Raw genomic sequence first — 15,373 nt, 5'->3', positions numbered from 1 at the left:
GAAAGGTAGTGTTTTTGAACTGTTGAGGCAATTTATGACCCCATTTACGACTCTGCGCGGTGTAGCGGCTCCCCTAAAATCTGGCGGGGCGTTATTGGCCAATGTCGATACGGATATGATTATCCCAAAACAGTTTCTGAAAACGGTGACGCGTGAAGGTTTGAAAGTGGGTTTATTCCACGAAATGAAAACCAATGAAGATGGTACGCCAAACCCTGATTTTGTTTTGAATAAACCCGCTTATGAAAATGCATCTGTTTTGATAGCGGGTGATAATTTTGGGTGTGGTTCTTCACGTGAACATGCGCCTTGGGCGATTTTGGATCAGGGGATTCGGTGTGTGATTGCGCCGTCTTTTGCGGACATTTTTTTCAATAACTGTTTTAAAAACGGTATTCTTCCAATCGCGTTGCCGCAGGATGTATGTGACAAGCTTGCCGGACAAGCTGGTGGGGGCAATCACATTTTCACAATTGATTTGCCGACCCAAAAAATTACTGCGCCAGACGGAACAGAAATAGATTTTGATATTGATCAGGGCCGCAAAACAAACCTTGTAAAAGGGTTGGATGAGATTGGCGAAACTATGACCCATGACAGCGCTATTGAAGCTTATGAGCACAAACGCAAACTTGTGACGCCTTGGTTGGAAAAAGCTTAGAGAATGCTTTTGCTTGAGGGAAGTTTGCGCCTAAAGGCTGGAAAGTTTGAAGCCTCCAGACCAATGTTCGTAGCTTTCGTGAAGGCGTGCAATGAAGAGGCGGGGTGTCTTGAGTTTTCCTTCTCTCAAGATATTTGCGATGGGGACGTGCTCAATATTCGAGAACGTTTTGTGGATGAGGCAGCGTTTCAAGCCCACCAGCAGGCAGAGCATACAATTGCATTTAAAAAGCAACTTTATGCTTTGGGCGTAGAAGCGCGAGATGTGCGCTATTATGAAAACATTACGCCGACACCTAGATAGAGCGTGCAGAGATCTAATATGACTAAGAAGATAATCGTCGTCGCAGGCACATTTAATTTGCCGATTGAAAATCGAGAAGCTGCCCGCAACGCTATGCAGACAATGGTAGAGAAAAGCAGAGCAGAAGCGGGCTGTATATTATACAGTTATGCATTCGATCTGTTGGATGAAAGCCTTGTCCACTTTATAGAAAAATGGGAAAGCCGAGAGGCATTGCAGGCCCATTTTGAGATAAAGCATATGGAGGAATGGCGCAGCACTTGGCCTAAATTGGGCGTGGTGGGGCGAAGCGCCAATCTGTATGAAGCTGAAGAAGAGAGCTTTTAGTATCTGAATGCGATTTAGCCTGTAAATATTGCGCAAAGCAGCGCGGGCTAGTAAGCGACCTTAATTGACAAAATAGCCCTGATTTAAAAAACGAAAGCATGACCCCATGACACAAACATTTTTACTTCTCCCTGGTGATGGAATTGGACCAGAAGTTACCGAGCAGGCACGTCGTGTTCTGGATGTTGTGGCACCGGATTTGAAATTCTCAGAAGCGCTATTTGGGGGCGCTTCCTATGATGAGCACGGCCTACCGCTTACAGATGAGGTGTTGAACCAAGCGCGCCAATCAGATGCTATTTTGATGGGTGCAGTGGGAGGCCCTAAATGGGCAGGTGTTGCGCGTCATTTACGCCCAGAAATGGGACTTTTGAAGTTACGTAAAGAGCTGGATGTATATGCCAATCTGCGTCCGGCGTTTTGTTTTCCAGCACTTGCAGATGCTTCTAGCTTGAAACGTGAGTTTGTCGAAGGGCTCGACATTATGATCGTGCGTGAGCTGACTTCAGGTGTGTATTTTGGTGAGCCACGCGGCATTGATGATTTGGGCAATGGCGAACGCAAGGGCTATGATAATGCGTGCTATACAAGCTCTGAAGTGCGCCGTGTCGCGCGTGTGGCTTTTGAGATTGCCAAAGGCCGCAAAGGCAAGGGCGGGCTATATCCGGGTGTAACGTCTACGGACAAATCCAATGTGATGGAATCGGGTGTGTTGTGGCGCGAAGAGGTGATTAAGCTGCACCAAGAAGAATTTGCGAATGAGCCATTGGATCACATTCTTGCGGATGCAATGGCGATGCAGCTTGTGAAGAAACCTAAAGATGTGAACGTCATTCTTGCGGATAATTTGTTTGGTGACATTCTTTCCGATGAAGCCAGCCAATTAACAGGGTCAATTGGTATGTTGCCGTCTGCCGCATTGGGTGAGCCGGGTACGCCGGGATTGTATGAGCCGGTGCACGGGTCAGCGCCTGATATTGCGGGTAAAGGATTGGCAAACCCTTGTGCAGCGATTTTGTCTGCTGAAATGGCGCTGCGTTGGTCACTTGATCGCGCGGATGCGGCTGATCGTATTTGGAATGCTGTGGGCAAGGCGCTGGAAGATGGCGCGCGCACGGCTGACCTTGGCGGTAGCATGAGTACATCTCAAATGGGTGATGCGATTATCGCCGCGCTTTAAAGACTTTGTTTTAAGACAGAAAACGCCGCCTCAAATTTGGGACAGCGTTTTTATTTATCCATGGATAAGGCGCACTTATTGCTCTGAGGGCGGGAGAGATTTTGCAGGGCCTTCTGGGCTGGCTCCCATATGCGTGGTCATTTTTAGAGGGGCAATAGCATAGCCCAACTCTTCTGCGCGCTGTTTGATTTTGTCCATGAGCGCATCATTGATGACGGGGGTACGGGCGAGAATCCATAGATATTTGCCATCTGGACTCCCTACCAATGCGGCTGAGTAATCGTCTTCAAGGTGGAGTATCCAATAATCTCCCCATGCAAAGGGTACCCATTTAGGCGCAAATTTTACTTCAAGCTTTGAGTTGCCCGAATTGGGAACAACACGCGCAATCGCCGTGGCAGAGCGTTCATCCCCAAGGTGACATGTATTGGTGACATTCACCTTACCATCTTCTCTAAGGGAGTATTCAGCGGTGACGCCTTCACATTGCTTTTGGAAGCCATTGGGATAGCGGGCGATCTCATACCAGAGGCCGGAATAGCGTTCTAAATCAACTTGAGCGACTGTGGGCGGGTCTACAGGGTCGGTGCGGTAGGCTGCTTGACTGCTACAAGCAGCGAAACCCATGAATGCGCTGATGGTTAGTAGTGTTGGAAGGCGTGCCATATCGTTACCCCATATATTCGTGTTGTATTATATACGCATGAATGGCTGAAAAGTTTTAATTCTAAAGTCGAATTAATGGAGACAATGATAGGGCTGTGCCTGTGCTTTTAGCGCCGCAACATGAGATGAGGGGCGTGTGAGCTAGAGATAAAATATCATTTTTACTGGTATAAGTGGGGCTAGGAAGCGCACTTATTATTGGCAAAAAGTGCCAGCCGAAACTGGCGGGTCGTCAAATTCTAGGCCGCAAATAAGCGCGCCTCCCATAGAATAAGACCATTTTTGGTTGATAACCTTACGCGATTTGCTTTGCCATAGACACAAAGGCAAGCGCGATGAGATTATGTTCCGTGTACAATCATATTCTATACACAGTCCTAGCGTGATGGTCGCGAGCCGCCCCTTAGACTGTATGACGTTGAGTATGCACGTTTTTTGAGGGCAGAGGATGGAAGAATATTTATCCTACAAGTGAATGGCTTTTTCGAAACAATATTTCTTGGTTGCTAAAGAGTTAAGCGAATATGTCGAATGGTTAACTCGATTTGGCATATTGTTAGCCTTTATTTGTTACAGCTATGGGTAGCAATTATATGATACGTTAAATTACTAGGTTGGGATCATAGCCCCCATGAAAAATGAATATATTTTTTCAGAAAACCCGAGCACAGCAGACGCATTGAATGAGCTCAGGCTAAAATTATCTCAATCAAGCCGAAATGCTCAACTTGCTTTTGCGTTTTATGGTTTTGAGCACGATGCAGACCTTATCCGCTCTTCCTTGGGAGAGATGTTAGGGGATGCGGCAATTTTAGGCGGAAGTTCTCACAATGGCGTTATGGATAGTGCGGCTGTAAGAGGTTCAAACTCTTTGGGCGTATATCTCATTGAGGATGACACTGGAGATTATGGCGTTGGAGCTGCCGAGTATGGAGATGATCCTGCCGCAGCGGCTGAAGCTGCACTTAAGCAGGCGCTTGAACGCGCAGATTGTTTAGATCAACTGCCAGAGTTGGTTTGGGTTTATCAAGCACCCGGCTTTGAAGATCAGGTGCTGGAAGGGTTAAACCGAGTTGTAGGCGAGCGGTGTCCGATAGTGGGCGGAAGCGCGGCTGACAATGATGTGTCGGGCAAGTGGTCTCTATTTGATAATGAAATGACAATGCAGAATGGTGTTGTCGTAGCTGTGTTTTTCCCTTCAACTGCAATTGGTTTTGCCTATCAGGGCGGATATGAGCCCAATGGTCATGTGGGTTATGTGACGCGTATTGAAGAGCAAAATAAAGGGCAAATGGGCCGTGTCACGCGGGTTGCTGGTGCTGAACCACGCAGCCGGGCGATATTAGAAATCAATAACCGACCTGCCGCAGAAGTTTATAATGAATGGACGAATGGCGCGATCAGCGACAAGCTAGAAGCGGGCGGGGTTATTCTATCTGAAACAAATCTTGCGCCTATAGCAACGCTTGCTGGATGCTCTGACGGAATAGATCAATATCTGCTCATCCACCCTGAATCTGTGCGCGAGGACGGAGGTTTGACGACTTTTGCCAGCATTGATTTGAATGCAGAGCTATATTGTATGCGCGGTGATCCAAACCAGATTATTGAGCGCGCGGGCCGTGTTGTGAAATTAGCGAAAGATCAACTTTATGGAGCTGAACCCGCAGGCGCTATAATGGTGTTTTGTGGTGGGTGCCGCATGGCGGTGGGGGAGCATTTATCTGCTGCACCAGGTGTTGTCCAAGAGTGGATTGGCGATGCGCCGTTGATTTCGTGTTTCACCTTTGGTGAGCAAGGCCCGATGATGGGTAAAAATAGTCATGGAAATCTAATGATTTCCGCGATCGTCTTTGAAGCGTAGGAGCGGAACATACCTATGCAAAGTAAAGAGCAATTACGTGATTTATTATTAGAGTTGCAGGCGGAGAATGCTAATCTTCGCGTGTCTGCAACGCATGGTAAATTGCTGCTTGCTGGCTTGGATACATTGCTGACTGTGGGGCGTAATACGGACCCGTTTGAGGTGACGTTTCAGTCTCTACGTCAGGTATATGATTACAAGCACGCTTTTGCTTTATTGCAGTCGGAAGATAAGCTGATATGCACGGCATATGAAGGCGGGCATGTTCCATCTGATTATGCTCAGAATATAGGTGTTTGGAGACGTTATATTAAGCGACGCACGATTGCGACGAAGATTTATCGGTCCAATTCTGTTCTCGTATCTGCGGATGACGCGAAAAATATTCCCGAAGATGAGGTGGATGCTTTTCCCGCCTTGTTCATCCCGATCAAAGTGTCAGACGGGCAAGGCGCACTTGTGCTAACGCGCGATCGCGAAGGGGCTGAGTTTGATCGTAATGATGTGCATTTAGGTCAGAAATTTGCGCTGCTTGCATCGCACGCTATTTCCATTCGTGACCGCAATCTACGCGAAGAAGAAAATACGCGCCTACAAGAATTGACGCAAGAATTAGAATATCGTGCGTTCTTTGATGAACTGACCGGCAAAGCAAACCGCGCGCTTATACAGCAGAAGGTAGAGAGTGCGCTTAAGAATAGGTCTAAGGATAAGCCGCTTGGAATTGCCTTTTTTGATGTGAATAAGTTTAAGCGCATCAATGATTATTACGGGCATGAAATTGGCGATATTTTGCTGCAAGAATTTGCCAATCGTATCGGTGAAGTCGTGCGTGATTGTGATACGGTTGGGCGCTTGAGCGGAGACGAGTTTATTCTACTGGTCGAGGACCTGAAGGATCGTGACGATTTTTGCCAATTGATTGAACGCATCACCCATATTGTGGCCGAGACTTACCATATTGGCGGGCACAATATTGAGACAAGCGCGTCAGTGGGAGTGAGCTTTTTCCCTGAACACGGCACCGATTATGAGACTTTGAGACGTAATGCCGACAATGCGATGTATCGCGCAAAGCAAGCGGCGAAAACATGTCCAGTATATTTCAACAATCAAATGGCAGAAGCGCAAAGCGTCAAAATGGAATTGGAAACACGTCTGCGCAAAGCGATACGTGAGAAGCAATTTTTGTGTATGTTCCAGCCCAAGGTGTGTTTGAAAACTGGACGTATTTGTAGTTTTGAAGCGCTTGTACGGTGGCAGGATGAACATGGTGAAATTCATGCGCCTGGCAGCTTTATCGAGCTGGCGACGGAGCTAGGTCTGCTAGATGAGATTAGTCGTTTCGTGTTGGAAGCATGTATTGAGGCTTTTGAAATTCTCGACCCTGTTTTTGGTGATAAAACACTGATTGCTTTAAATATCGCAGGCGCTCAAGCCAATGATATCGACTTTATGAAGACCTTCATTGCACGCATTGTGGCGGCTGGATGTAATCGCCGGATAATGCTTGAGATTACCGAAGATGTGATGGTGACGACTGCGCACTTTAAGAAGCTCGTGAAGCCACTTCTAAAGGCGAGCAAGATCAAGGTTTCAATTGATGACTTTGGTACGGGGTATTCTTCGATTGCTGCAATGACACAGCTTGAAGTGGATGAATTGAAGGTAGATCGCTCCTTCATTTCAGACATTCATAACACGCCGCTAAATCAGAAAATTTTGTCTGCTATTGAGCATATGGCGCAGGCGATGGAATTGCCGCTTGTAGCTGAAGGCATTGAAACGGCAGACGAGCTTAGATATTTGCAAGAGCAATCAACAATTCAAACAGGGCAAGGGTTTTATTTCTCACGCCCAGTCTTGGCTCAAGAGCTTATTGAAATTGCGCAAACTAGCTGGTGTCGTGCTGGGAAATATCGTTTGGCACCACACCCAGATGCGTTTTCTATGGGGGGATGTGCCAAAGCGTGGAAGAGGCACCGGCAATTATCCGCTCCATCAAAGCAATCAGACCCTAAATGGGGAGAGCGCGCGAGCTAGTGGTCTAACTCGCGCGTGTTATCGCTTATTTATGCGGGGTGAGGAGGAATTTCTCACCTGTTGCTTTGCTTATATAATCGCTGACATGGGATGTTTGCAGCGCTTCGGTCAAGGTCAGCTCTTGAGTGTATCGGCTTGCAAACGTTGTTTTCAATTCTTTTGCAACGCGCGTGCGCAGGCGTGTATTTACCTCTTCACCTGCTTTGGCAAGGAAGTTGGGCAATAGCCATCCGCCCACACCCCACGCCATGCCATAGCTGCGCGATAATATAGTTGGGGATGTGTCCAAGCCGCCATAGAGATAAACCTGCTTATGTTTGATAGAGCCATACACGCTGTAAGCGCCTGGTGTGCGTGCTGCTGCGGCTTCCATCGCTGTAAGAATGCTTGAGGCAAGTGTGCCGCCGCCTGTGGCATCAAATGCGATTGTTGCACCTGTCGCGTGTATGGCGTCCGTCAGGTTTTCAATGAAATTATCATCGCTGGAATTGACGATATATTTTGCGCCAAGGTCTTTGAGAATATCAACTTGCTCTTGCTTGCGCACGATGTTGACCAGATCAACGCCGTCTTGAATGCAGATACGATTGAGCATTTGACCAAGGTTGGATGCAGCAGCCGTGTGCACGAGCGCTGTGTGACCTTCCATGCGCATGGTTTCGACCATTGAAAGGGCGGTTAGTGGGTTCACAAAACTTGAGGCACCGTCTTTTGCTGTGTGGCCGTCTTGAAGAGGGAGACAGGCATGAGCATCCACGACGACATATTGGGCGTACATTTGGCCGCTGAGTGCGGCGACGGTTTTACCCATAAGGCTTTGCGCATATTCACTTGAACCCGCTGCGACCACTGTTCCTGCGCCTTCATTGCCGAGGGGAAGAGCTTGGCCAATGCGGGCTTTCATCGCTTTCATGCCCTCGGGTGATACTGGGGCGGTTAGGACTGTGTTGGCACCTTCGCCAGTTGTTTTTGCTTCTTGCATGCTGGCCCAGCCAAACATAACAGCTTGGTCTGATGGGTTGATAGGGGCAGCTTCGATGCGGATGAGAACTTCGTTGTCTTTAGGTGTGGGGATTGGCATTTGGCCAAGGCCTACACGTAGCTGGCCATCTTGTGTGACTGTCGAGTGCATTTGCAGATAGGACGCTGGTAGAGTGTGTGTATCTGTATTCATGGGGAACCTCTCGATTTAGTCTAATTGGGGAAGGGCGATATGTGTGTCACAGCATAAACGCGCCTGCCAGTTATTCGTTGCGGGGGGTATCAATTTGCGATACCTTCTTGAAGCATTCTCTATACATAGGATGCGGGGATTGCTTTACGACCCAAAGACTTAGGAAAAGCCGATGCATGAGCATAGGGAAGAAACATATCTTATTGTATTTGATGGGAAATGTGTTTTTTGTTCGGGCTTTGCTCAATTTATCACAAAGCATGATAAAGCGGGTGTTTTCCAGTTTGTAACAGCCCATTCTGCTATGGGGCGAGATCTATATCTCAAACATGGTTTAGACCCTGATTTAATGGAAACAAACATCGTCATTATAGGCGATAAAGCGCATATAAAAATGCAAGCTTTTAGTGCTGCTTTCTCACAATTGGGCTGGCCTTGGAAGATTGCAAAAGTGCTCGATATCTTTCCGCGAGGTGTGATGAATTGGGTATATGATCAGATCGCACAAAATCGATATCGGTTCGGTCGCCAAGCTTGTCCTATGCCGTCTCCTGAGTTGAAGGCGAAAATTATCGAATAGATTTTTAAATACAGCGCAGGTCAAGGCTTGATATTGATGTGTTATCCAATTAGTTATCATGATAACTAATTGGAGCTAATATGACTGATCATCTTTTTTTAATCGCGAAAATTACACCAAAATCTGAGTTTTATGCGCAAGCAAAGGCTGCGCTAGAAAGCATATTGCCAGCAACCCATGAAGAAGAGGGCTGTATTCAATTTCATATGCATGAAGGCATTGGAGAAGCGGCGGGGAGCTTTTTCTTGTACGAAGAGTGGTGTGATGAAGCTGCTTTGGCTCTTCATTACGAGCAAGACTACACGAAGGCTGTTTTTGCATCCTATCAAGAATGGTTAGCTCAAGCGCCTGTGATCTCCAAAATGAGAAAAGTGGGAGGTTGAGCGGATGTTTTTCCTGAAGGAATTACCCTCAAGAGCGACGCTGGAGACCTATGCGAAAACCTATAAGCAGATGAATGTCGAGGCTGTTCAAGCGGGTTTGGTATTGATGCGGCGGGCTAGTCTTTTAGAGCGTGAAATCGAGGCGTATTTTGCGGATTATGAACTGTCTCAATTGCGTTTTCATATCTTGATCGTGATTGATCGGGAAGTTGCACGTGACAGCCTTACAATGACGGAAATTCTTGCCCGTATTGATGTGTCTAAACCAGTTATGACGCGCACGCTTTCAGGGTTAGAAACGCAAGGTTTGATAACGATTATGGGGGATGAAAAAGACAAAAGGCTAAAGCATGTGTGCTTGACGAAAATGGGCAAAGATAAATTGCATGCTGTGTTGCCTGGCTATCATGCATTGATAAATCACATGATGCAGGAGGGTGAAAATGTCTTATAAATATAAGCGTTTAGGACTGATATGGATGTGTGTTTATCCGCTGATAACGTTTTTGCTTATGGGGTTTCGTTGGCTTAATATTGGTTTGCCATTGCCGCTCATGACTTTGATTTTAACTGCGATCATGGTGCCGACGATTTACTTTATTATTGTGCCTTGGGCGATAAGGCATTCTTCTCCGCAGTCTTGAAAATGGCCCAAGACTGCGAAGAAGCGTTTGGGTTGGCTTTATTCAGTTTTGCCTGTGATGTCTCGGTATAAGGTCCAGACCATGCGCTCCGTGGTGATGAAACCCCAGTTCCAATCATCATGGTAGGCAGCGAGTGGGTTTGCCTTTTGGATTTGCTCTAGGGTTTTACCAGAGTCGACGAGGTTTTTGATGATTGCGTGAGTTTCAGTCAGCATTTTGATGCTAGCTTCCAGCGTCGCTTCAGAAGAGAGGGGACCGTGGCCGGCAATGATTTTTGTATCCGGCTTGGCGACTTCTAAAATGGCTTTCATGCCGTCAATATAGCCTTGCACACTGCCGCCATTATCAAGGTCTATGAAAGGGAAGCGGTTTGCAAACAAAAGATCGCCTGCATGGATGATGTTTGCTTCTTCAAAGTGCACGAAGATATCGCTATTAGTGTGCGCATCTGGGGCATGATAAAAGTGTGCTGTTTGGTCATTCATCGTGACGGTGTCGCCGGGGGTAATGTTGACCGTTGGCAAAGCGCGTGTCGGGTAAGGCTTTGATTTGTTGCCCGTTAATGCAGATTTTTTCGGTGCCATCATAGCTGTGCGGACATTGGGGTGGGCCATAATAACAGCACCTTGCTTTGCAAAATAAGCATTGCCGCCAACATGATCGCCATGAAGGTGTGTGTTGAGAATAAGTTCAACATCTTGCCCGCCCGAGACAGCGCGTTGTGCATCGTCAATCAATGGCGTTAGATCCCCCATTTGGGTGTCGATCATAAACACGCCTTCATTGCCAATAAGGATACCGACATTTCCAGCCATATCCGTTTTTAGCTCATAGATACCATTTCCAAGATTCGTTGTGGTAACGGTTGGCGCATCCTCAGCCATTGCGATTGGGGCTGTGAAAGGCGCGAACAAGGTTGCGGCGAGTGCGAGTGTTGATAGGCGCATGGATGTCTCCCAAAAAATGTTTGCAGAAAGTGTGTTCAACTCTTGATAAATGGCAAGAGGTAAGGTTCTGACAATAATGTCATTACGAAAAAAATGTTGGATAAATAAGCCATCGCTAGGAATTGGAAAACGTGATAGCAGCGAAGATCAATTGATTGGATATGCCCTGTTGTGACGCAATCGACTTTAGACACAAACTCCACAGAAACGCTTATAACTCAAGGTCCTATTTGGAACTGGATCGCGCAACTTGCTGATGAAAATTGGGCGGTGGCGTATGATGTTGTGCCCAAGGATTTAAGCCGTGCGCTTCTTGAGCAAGTTCGGGGATTTCACAAGGAAGATATTTTGCTGCGTGCAGGCATTGGTCGGGCAAGTGATCTGACTGTGGATACAAGCGTGCGCCGTGATAAAATCCGCTGGTTGGGGCATCAAGACAGCGTGCAAAGCCAATATTTGAACATAATGGAAGGCGTGCGCCAAGAAGTGAATCGTGCGCTGTTTATGGGGCTATTTGCCTATGAGGCGCATTATGCCGTGTATGAGAAGGGTGGTTTTTATGCCCGCCATTTCGATGCGTTTAAGGGTGCCAAAAACCGTGTGCTTTCAACAGTTTTCTACTTAAACCCTGATTGGGTAGAAGCAGATGGTGGCGAGCTGAATATATATGCGGATACGGATGATGTTAAACCGCTGGCGACAATACCGCCGGAGGCTGGGTCGCTCGTATTGTTCCTATCTGAAGATGTCCCCCATGAGGTGCTCGAAGCGCGCAATGATCGATATTCTATTGCAGGATGGTTCCGCGTGAATGATCGACTCGGAGCACCTGTATTGCAGGTGGTAGAGGATGGGCTTTGAGTGTTTTATGACACGAGAGAAAGCATTGATTGAACAAAATCAATCGTAGGGATATTGCGGGCATCGCGCCATGCAAACACATTGTTTTTGTTGAGTATTTCATTGCCCGGCGACAGGACTATTATTGTCGGTAGACCTTCCAACACATCAAAACCTAGAGCGGCATGAAGGCTTTGATTACGATCATAGCGGCCAACATCAATTTGCACGATTTCAAAATTTAAGCCCAGCAATGCGTGTATATCAGTGTGGGATAGCGTGGCGGACATTAACCGTGCATCTGGGCACCAATTTGCGCCGAAAAGAATGAGCAATGGCACATTTCGGCTTAGCGAATTTTGGCGGGCGGTTTCCAATTTTGCAGCGCCATCTTCGGTCTCGTTAAAAGGCGCGTTTGGCATGCTAATGATAATGTTTTCAAGGTTTTGTGTCATGATAAATGGTGGGTTTTAATGCTCTGAGCGATCTTTGACGATGTGGAGGATGTTGGTTTGAATATCGCCCAATATCAGCTCTCCCCAAAGAGCGCCATAGGTATTTACAGGGGTGGAAATGGCATATTGGGTATCGAGGGTTAGACGTGTTTGAGTTGGACTTATTGGCTTTAGAATATAGCCGCCTTCTTTGATTTTTAGGTGGGCACCATCGGGTGAGATATGGCGGTCTGTATATTTGTGTACGGAATCATTTGGGAAGACGAAATTCCAGCGCAAAGCGTTGTTTTCATCCCAGTGAGAAATGTGTTCTTCAAAAGTGATGTCATCACCCCACGCGGCTAAGCGCTTAGCATTTAGACCTTCACCGACAACAATTGCAGCGCGTGGACGGTGCACTTGTAGGAGGCTTTGAGTGATATTCCATTGGCCTTCCTGATCGCTAATATCATCCATTTTTAGGAGATGTGGCCATATATCTTGGGGCGCGGCATTGATGATGATACTGCGTTCTACGCTTTCATGTGTTGTGGGGGCGTGTGTACTTGAATCTATTCCTAATACTAAGAAGGGTAATATAATCAATATTGTAGAGTGGAGTTTTGTGCGGGCGCGATAGCGATTATGGAGTGCTTTTACAGTAAGGGTGCCAAACCAAGAAAACAGCCACCATAGTGGCACAAGCATTGCTACACAGATAACACCCTCTTTCATGAATAATGCGCCCAGCGCCAAGACAAAAAAGACAAGAATGATAGGTATGCTGGTGGTCAGCTCGGGTTTTTGGCCGCGTGGATCCATCGCTAAATATATAATCGCGCCGAGGCTATAGGGAAGAACTAGAAGTACGCTAAGCCCAATGATGGAGCCGCCTGCATCCGAGCTTGTTGCTTCAGCTATTAGGTAAAACACCAAGCTGGCGATGAGGGCGAGGATAAATATGAGGATAAGTCGGATGGCAACCCAGCTCCAAGGCGTGTGGGATACATCATCGTTTTCTGGATGGGGTGCATTCATCGCTAAACCTCCAACAGTCCACAAATAGACTTTCCTGCTATGCTACATGATGATGTGCTATGTGCCAGCCCCTATCTTGCCGCAGGGGCGCAGGTGTGGATGTGCGGGGCTGGTAGGCGGTTGCTTGCCTCGTGCTTGCCATTTGCGGGTGGGGTGTCCAGTCACACCTTAGCGGCTGACATGCACATGTTGGTTCAACCTAGCTGAAAGCGCATGCTTTGGCTGTCATGAGTGGGCAGATTTTACAAAATGGCTGCGCAAATGAGTCGGCAGATTTTATTTCCACGTTTGGATAATATCAGCGACTTCTGATTTGACGATGATGAGCGCTTCGGTGCGCGTCATGGCGTCGATTTGTTTGAGGTCTTCAAAGTCGGTCAGATTGCGACGTACAAATGTGCGTGCGCACATGGCTGTGGCTGTTTTGATGTCTATGCCGTCAAATTCTTTGCTGCTGGCCATTTCTACAATTGCGTCGCGATACTCAACGGGACATTTTGGAAAAAACTTCGACATATGCCGCAATAGATTTTTGGGTGAGTGGGTCATTGAGTTTCGTTGTGTTGAGATAAGGAAGTGGGAGCTTGTAGAGTGGTTTCCCGTGTGAGGGAATAGCGCAGGGCCAAGTGTGTGCAGTCGATTGCGCTAGGGGCATGTAAGCGGAGCCTTTATTGCTCCGCTTAGCGCGTGTGTTTTATTCGGCGGATTTGTTTTTCCATTTGACCTGATAAAGGTCGAGGCGGCGGTCGCGTAGGTTTTGCACTGTCCCTGATTTGCGGGATGCGACGAGAGTTTCGATATTGAGATCCGACATCACAACCATTTCTGTGTTTGGGGCGGACGTGGCGGCGATACCATCACGTGCGAATGGGAAATCACATGGCGTGAGGATACACGACTCAGCGTAATTGATATCCATATTGGTGATGTTTGGCAGATTGCCCACAGTACCCGCCATGACGACATATATCTGGTTTTCAATTGCACGCGCAGCGGAACAATAGCGCACGCGATTATAGCCTTGTCGGTCATCTGTACAGAATGGGACGAATAGGATGTTGATGCCTTGGTCTGTTAGATTACGTGCAAGCTCTGGAAATTCAGAATCGTAACAGACATTCACACCGATTGTGCCGCAATCTGTTTCGATGGCCGTGAGGGAGTTGCCGCCGTGAATATTGCGCCAGTATTTCTCAGATGGCGTGATGTGGATTTTGGGTTGGGTGTGAACGGCACCATCCCGCAAGAACACATAGGCCATATTGTGAATTTCATTATTCTCAACACGTGTAGGGTGGGTGCCTCCAATAATATTGATATTGTAGGACACAGCCATTTCGCTCATCGCTTCGATGAATTGCTCAGTTAATGTGGTGAGGTATTCGATATTTTCGCTGCTGGAAGACTGATCTTCGCTAAGGGAAATAAGCGGCATTGTAAGGAATTCAGGAAAGCAGACAAAATCAGACCTATAGTCGGATGCAACATCGACGAAATAGGCGACTTGATTGATGAATTCTTCGAATGAATTGACCTTGCGCATTTGGAATTGAACCGAACACACACGCACATTTGATTTTAGCAAACTTGGAGACAGGCTGTGGCGCGGCTGGGTTTCATCATAGAGCGGGTTTTCCCACACCATGAGACATGCATTCCCGCCCGATTCCAGATCGAGAGGTGAATAATTGCGAAGCACTTTGATGAAGTTGAACCCATTGCGGATTTGAAAGCCAATCACATGATCTTTGATCTGCTTATCCAGCGCCATTTCAACATATTTTTCAGGCGTGCCGACTTGTTTTTTGCGCTTGGCGAAGTTTGGCATACGTCCACCAAAGACAATGCCTTTTAAGCCAAGTTGCGTGCAAAGCTGCTTACGCGCATCATAGAGGCGTTGACCAATACGCATGCCGCGATATTCGGGATCGACTGTGACCTCCATTCCATAAAGGTACTCACCTTCTGGATTGTGACGAGAGGCGAAGCCGCCGCCTGTGATTTCTTCATAGGTGTGGTCTTTGAAGGCGATGTCGCCATTGACGATGAAAGTGGCACAGTGACCAATAACTTTTTCGCCATCGAGCACAAGGAACTGACCTTCAGGGAATTTATTGATGTGGGCGGCTAACATTTGTTTTGAGAAGCCGTAATCAGACCCGTAAATGCCTATGCTGAGGGCGTGAACTTGGTCTAGGTCCTTGCGCTGAAAGTTGCGCAGGGAGATGTTTGCTTTTTGGATATTATTCGTGCTCATGACTTAAACTTTTATGGTGGTGTTAGGGAGAA

Annotated in this window: 18 protein-coding genes; 11 read left to right on the top strand and 7 right to left on the bottom strand. The window is 47.2% G+C overall.

Features of this window, described 5'->3' with window-relative positions:
- The first annotated feature begins 34 nt into the window (after positions 1-34).
- From leuD to leuB, 4 genes are all read left to right on the top strand, one after another.
- Positions 35-661 (top strand): 3-isopropylmalate dehydratase small subunit, encoded by a 627-nt coding sequence (leuD, locus tag ACFQS8_RS08000; protein ID WP_382166785.1) that lies wholly within the window; start codon positions 35-37, stop codon positions 659-661.
- Between the two features lie 3 nt (positions 662-664).
- Positions 665-964, top strand: a complete 300-nt coding sequence (locus ACFQS8_RS07995) for a putative quinol monooxygenase (RefSeq protein WP_382166784.1) — start codon at positions 665-667, stop codon at positions 962-964.
- A gap of 18 nt (positions 965-982) precedes the next feature.
- Positions 983-1,291, top strand: coding sequence for a putative quinol monooxygenase (locus ACFQS8_RS07990; RefSeq protein ID WP_382166783.1), 309 nt, complete (start codon positions 983-985; stop codon positions 1,289-1,291).
- 106 nt (positions 1,292-1,397) lie between these two features.
- Positions 1,398-2,471, top strand: a complete 1,074-nt coding sequence (gene leuB / locus ACFQS8_RS07985) for a 3-isopropylmalate dehydrogenase (protein WP_382166782.1) — start codon at positions 1,398-1,400, stop codon at positions 2,469-2,471.
- 75 nt (positions 2,472-2,546) lie between these two features.
- On the opposite strand, the gene ACFQS8_RS07980 is transcribed toward leuB, so the two are convergent.
- The gene (locus ACFQS8_RS07980; RefSeq protein WP_382166781.1) at positions 2,547-3,137 is read right to left on the bottom strand and encodes a lipocalin family protein; all 591 of its coding nucleotides are present in this window, start codon (positions 3,135-3,137) and stop codon (positions 2,547-2,549) included.
- Positions 3,138-3,768: 631 nt separating this feature from the next.
- Between ACFQS8_RS07980 and ACFQS8_RS07975 the strand changes: the two genes are divergently transcribed.
- Both ACFQS8_RS07975 and ACFQS8_RS07970 read left to right on the top strand, forming a co-directional pair.
- Complete coding sequence (locus ACFQS8_RS07975; RefSeq protein WP_382166780.1) at positions 3,769-5,001, top strand: FIST signal transduction protein; 1,233 nt, start codon at positions 3,769-3,771, stop codon at positions 4,999-5,001.
- Between the two features lie 15 nt (positions 5,002-5,016).
- Positions 5,017-7,044: a putative bifunctional diguanylate cyclase/phosphodiesterase gene (locus ACFQS8_RS07970; RefSeq protein WP_382166779.1), complete on the top strand. Its 2,028-nt coding sequence runs from the start codon at positions 5,017-5,019 to the stop codon at positions 7,042-7,044.
- Between the two features lie 25 nt (positions 7,045-7,069).
- On the opposite strand, the gene ACFQS8_RS07965 is transcribed toward ACFQS8_RS07970, so the two are convergent.
- Positions 7,070-8,218 (bottom strand): zinc-binding dehydrogenase, encoded by a 1,149-nt coding sequence (locus tag ACFQS8_RS07965; RefSeq protein ID WP_382166778.1) that lies wholly within the window; start codon positions 8,216-8,218, stop codon positions 7,070-7,072.
- A 172-nt stretch (positions 8,219-8,390) separates the two neighbouring features.
- Between ACFQS8_RS07965 and ACFQS8_RS07960 the strand changes: the two genes are divergently transcribed.
- The 4 genes from ACFQS8_RS07960 to ACFQS8_RS07945 all read left to right on the top strand — a co-directional run bounded on the left by ACFQS8_RS07960 (position 8,391) and on the right by ACFQS8_RS07945 (position 9,825).
- Positions 8,391-8,798: a thiol-disulfide oxidoreductase DCC family protein gene (locus ACFQS8_RS07960; protein WP_382166777.1), complete on the top strand. Its 408-nt coding sequence runs from the start codon at positions 8,391-8,393 to the stop codon at positions 8,796-8,798.
- Positions 8,799-8,878: 80 nt separating this feature from the next.
- Entirely contained in the window at positions 8,879-9,181 is a 303-nt protein-coding gene (locus ACFQS8_RS07955) for a putative quinol monooxygenase (RefSeq protein ID WP_382166776.1), read from the top strand.
- 4 nt (positions 9,182-9,185) lie between these two features.
- The gene (locus tag ACFQS8_RS07950) at positions 9,186-9,635 is read left to right on the top strand and encodes a MarR family winged helix-turn-helix transcriptional regulator (protein ID WP_382166775.1); all 450 of its coding nucleotides are present in this window, start codon (positions 9,186-9,188) and stop codon (positions 9,633-9,635) included.
- Positions 9,625-9,825: a putative antibiotic biosynthesis monooxygenase gene (locus ACFQS8_RS07945; RefSeq protein WP_382166774.1), complete on the top strand. Its 201-nt coding sequence runs from the start codon at positions 9,625-9,627 to the stop codon at positions 9,823-9,825. Before ACFQS8_RS07950 ends, ACFQS8_RS07945 begins: the two co-directional genes overlap by 11 nt.
- A gap of 38 nt (positions 9,826-9,863) precedes the next feature.
- Here the strand turns inward: ACFQS8_RS07945 and ACFQS8_RS07940 are convergent, their stop codons facing one another.
- The gene (locus tag ACFQS8_RS07940; RefSeq protein WP_382166773.1) at positions 9,864-10,772 is read right to left on the bottom strand and encodes an MBL fold metallo-hydrolase; all 909 of its coding nucleotides are present in this window, start codon (positions 10,770-10,772) and stop codon (positions 9,864-9,866) included.
- 171 nt (positions 10,773-10,943) lie between these two features.
- Between ACFQS8_RS07940 and ACFQS8_RS07935 the strand changes: the two genes are divergently transcribed.
- Positions 10,944-11,633 (top strand): 2OG-Fe(II) oxygenase, encoded by a 690-nt coding sequence (locus tag ACFQS8_RS07935; RefSeq protein ID WP_382166771.1) that lies wholly within the window; start codon positions 10,944-10,946, stop codon positions 11,631-11,633.
- A gap of 5 nt (positions 11,634-11,638) precedes the next feature.
- On the opposite strand, the gene ACFQS8_RS07930 is transcribed toward ACFQS8_RS07935, so the two are convergent.
- From ACFQS8_RS07930 to ACFQS8_RS07915, 4 genes are all read right to left on the bottom strand, one after another.
- Entirely contained in the window at positions 11,639-12,067 is a 429-nt protein-coding gene (locus ACFQS8_RS07930) for a thioredoxin family protein (protein WP_382166770.1), read from the bottom strand.
- A gap of 15 nt (positions 12,068-12,082) precedes the next feature.
- On the bottom strand, positions 12,083-13,084 hold the full coding sequence (locus ACFQS8_RS07925) for an SRPBCC family protein (protein WP_382166769.1): 1,002 nt from the start codon (positions 13,082-13,084) through the stop codon (positions 12,083-12,085).
- 276 nt (positions 13,085-13,360) lie between these two features.
- Entirely contained in the window at positions 13,361-13,600 is a 240-nt protein-coding gene (locus tag ACFQS8_RS07920; protein ID WP_382166768.1) for a DUF2293 domain-containing protein, read from the bottom strand.
- A gap of 178 nt (positions 13,601-13,778) precedes the next feature.
- Entirely contained in the window at positions 13,779-15,341 is a 1,563-nt protein-coding gene (locus tag ACFQS8_RS07915) for a GNAT family N-acetyltransferase (RefSeq protein WP_382166767.1), read from the bottom strand.
- Between the last annotated feature and the right edge of the window lie 32 nt (positions 15,342-15,373).

The organism is Hirschia litorea (genome assembly GCF_042665075.1).
GTDB lineage: Bacteria > Pseudomonadota > Alphaproteobacteria > Caulobacterales > Hyphomonadaceae > Hirschia > Hirschia litorea.
Note: the sequence above shows the minus strand (reverse complement) of the source record. Positions and strands in the feature narration are given on the sequence as shown.

Bases quoted from the DNA above. Each gene is read 5' to 3' on its own strand.
- leuD (WP_382166785.1), top strand. From the start codon at position 35: ATGACCCCATTTACGACTCTGCGCGGTGTAGCGGCTCCCCTAAAATCT.
- ACFQS8_RS07995 (WP_382166784.1), top strand. From the start codon at position 665: ATGCTTTTGCTTGAGGGAAGTTTGCGCCTAAAGGCTGGAAAGTTTGAA.
- ACFQS8_RS07990 (WP_382166783.1), top strand. From the start codon at position 983: ATGACTAAGAAGATAATCGTCGTCGCAGGCACATTTAATTTGCCGATT.
- leuB (WP_382166782.1), top strand. From the start codon at position 1,398: ATGACACAAACATTTTTACTTCTCCCTGGTGATGGAATTGGACCAGAA.
- ACFQS8_RS07980 (WP_382166781.1), bottom strand. From the start codon at position 3,137: ATGGCACGCCTTCCAACACTACTAACCATCAGCGCATTCATGGGTTTC.
- ACFQS8_RS07975 (WP_382166780.1), top strand. From the start codon at position 3,769: ATGAAAAATGAATATATTTTTTCAGAAAACCCGAGCACAGCAGACGCA.
- ACFQS8_RS07970 (WP_382166779.1), top strand. From the start codon at position 5,017: ATGCAAAGTAAAGAGCAATTACGTGATTTATTATTAGAGTTGCAGGCG.
- ACFQS8_RS07965 (WP_382166778.1), bottom strand. From the start codon at position 8,218: ATGAATACAGATACACACACTCTACCAGCGTCCTATCTGCAAATGCAC.
- ACFQS8_RS07960 (WP_382166777.1), top strand. From the start codon at position 8,391: ATGCATGAGCATAGGGAAGAAACATATCTTATTGTATTTGATGGGAAA.
- ACFQS8_RS07955 (WP_382166776.1), top strand. From the start codon at position 8,879: ATGACTGATCATCTTTTTTTAATCGCGAAAATTACACCAAAATCTGAG.
- ACFQS8_RS07950 (WP_382166775.1), top strand. From the start codon at position 9,186: ATGTTTTTCCTGAAGGAATTACCCTCAAGAGCGACGCTGGAGACCTAT.
- ACFQS8_RS07945 (WP_382166774.1), top strand. From the start codon at position 9,625: ATGTCTTATAAATATAAGCGTTTAGGACTGATATGGATGTGTGTTTAT.
- ACFQS8_RS07940 (WP_382166773.1), bottom strand. From the start codon at position 10,772: ATGCGCCTATCAACACTCGCACTCGCCGCAACCTTGTTCGCGCCTTTC.
- ACFQS8_RS07930 (WP_382166770.1), bottom strand. From the start codon at position 12,067: ATGACACAAAACCTTGAAAACATTATCATTAGCATGCCAAACGCGCCT.
- ACFQS8_RS07925 (WP_382166769.1), bottom strand. From the start codon at position 13,084: ATGAATGCACCCCATCCAGAAAACGATGATGTATCCCACACGCCTTGG.
- ACFQS8_RS07920 (WP_382166768.1), bottom strand. From the start codon at position 13,600: ATGTCGAAGTTTTTTCCAAAATGTCCCGTTGAGTATCGCGACGCAATT.
- ACFQS8_RS07915 (WP_382166767.1), bottom strand. From the start codon at position 15,341: ATGAGCACGAATAATATCCAAAAAGCAAACATCTCCCTGCGCAACTTT.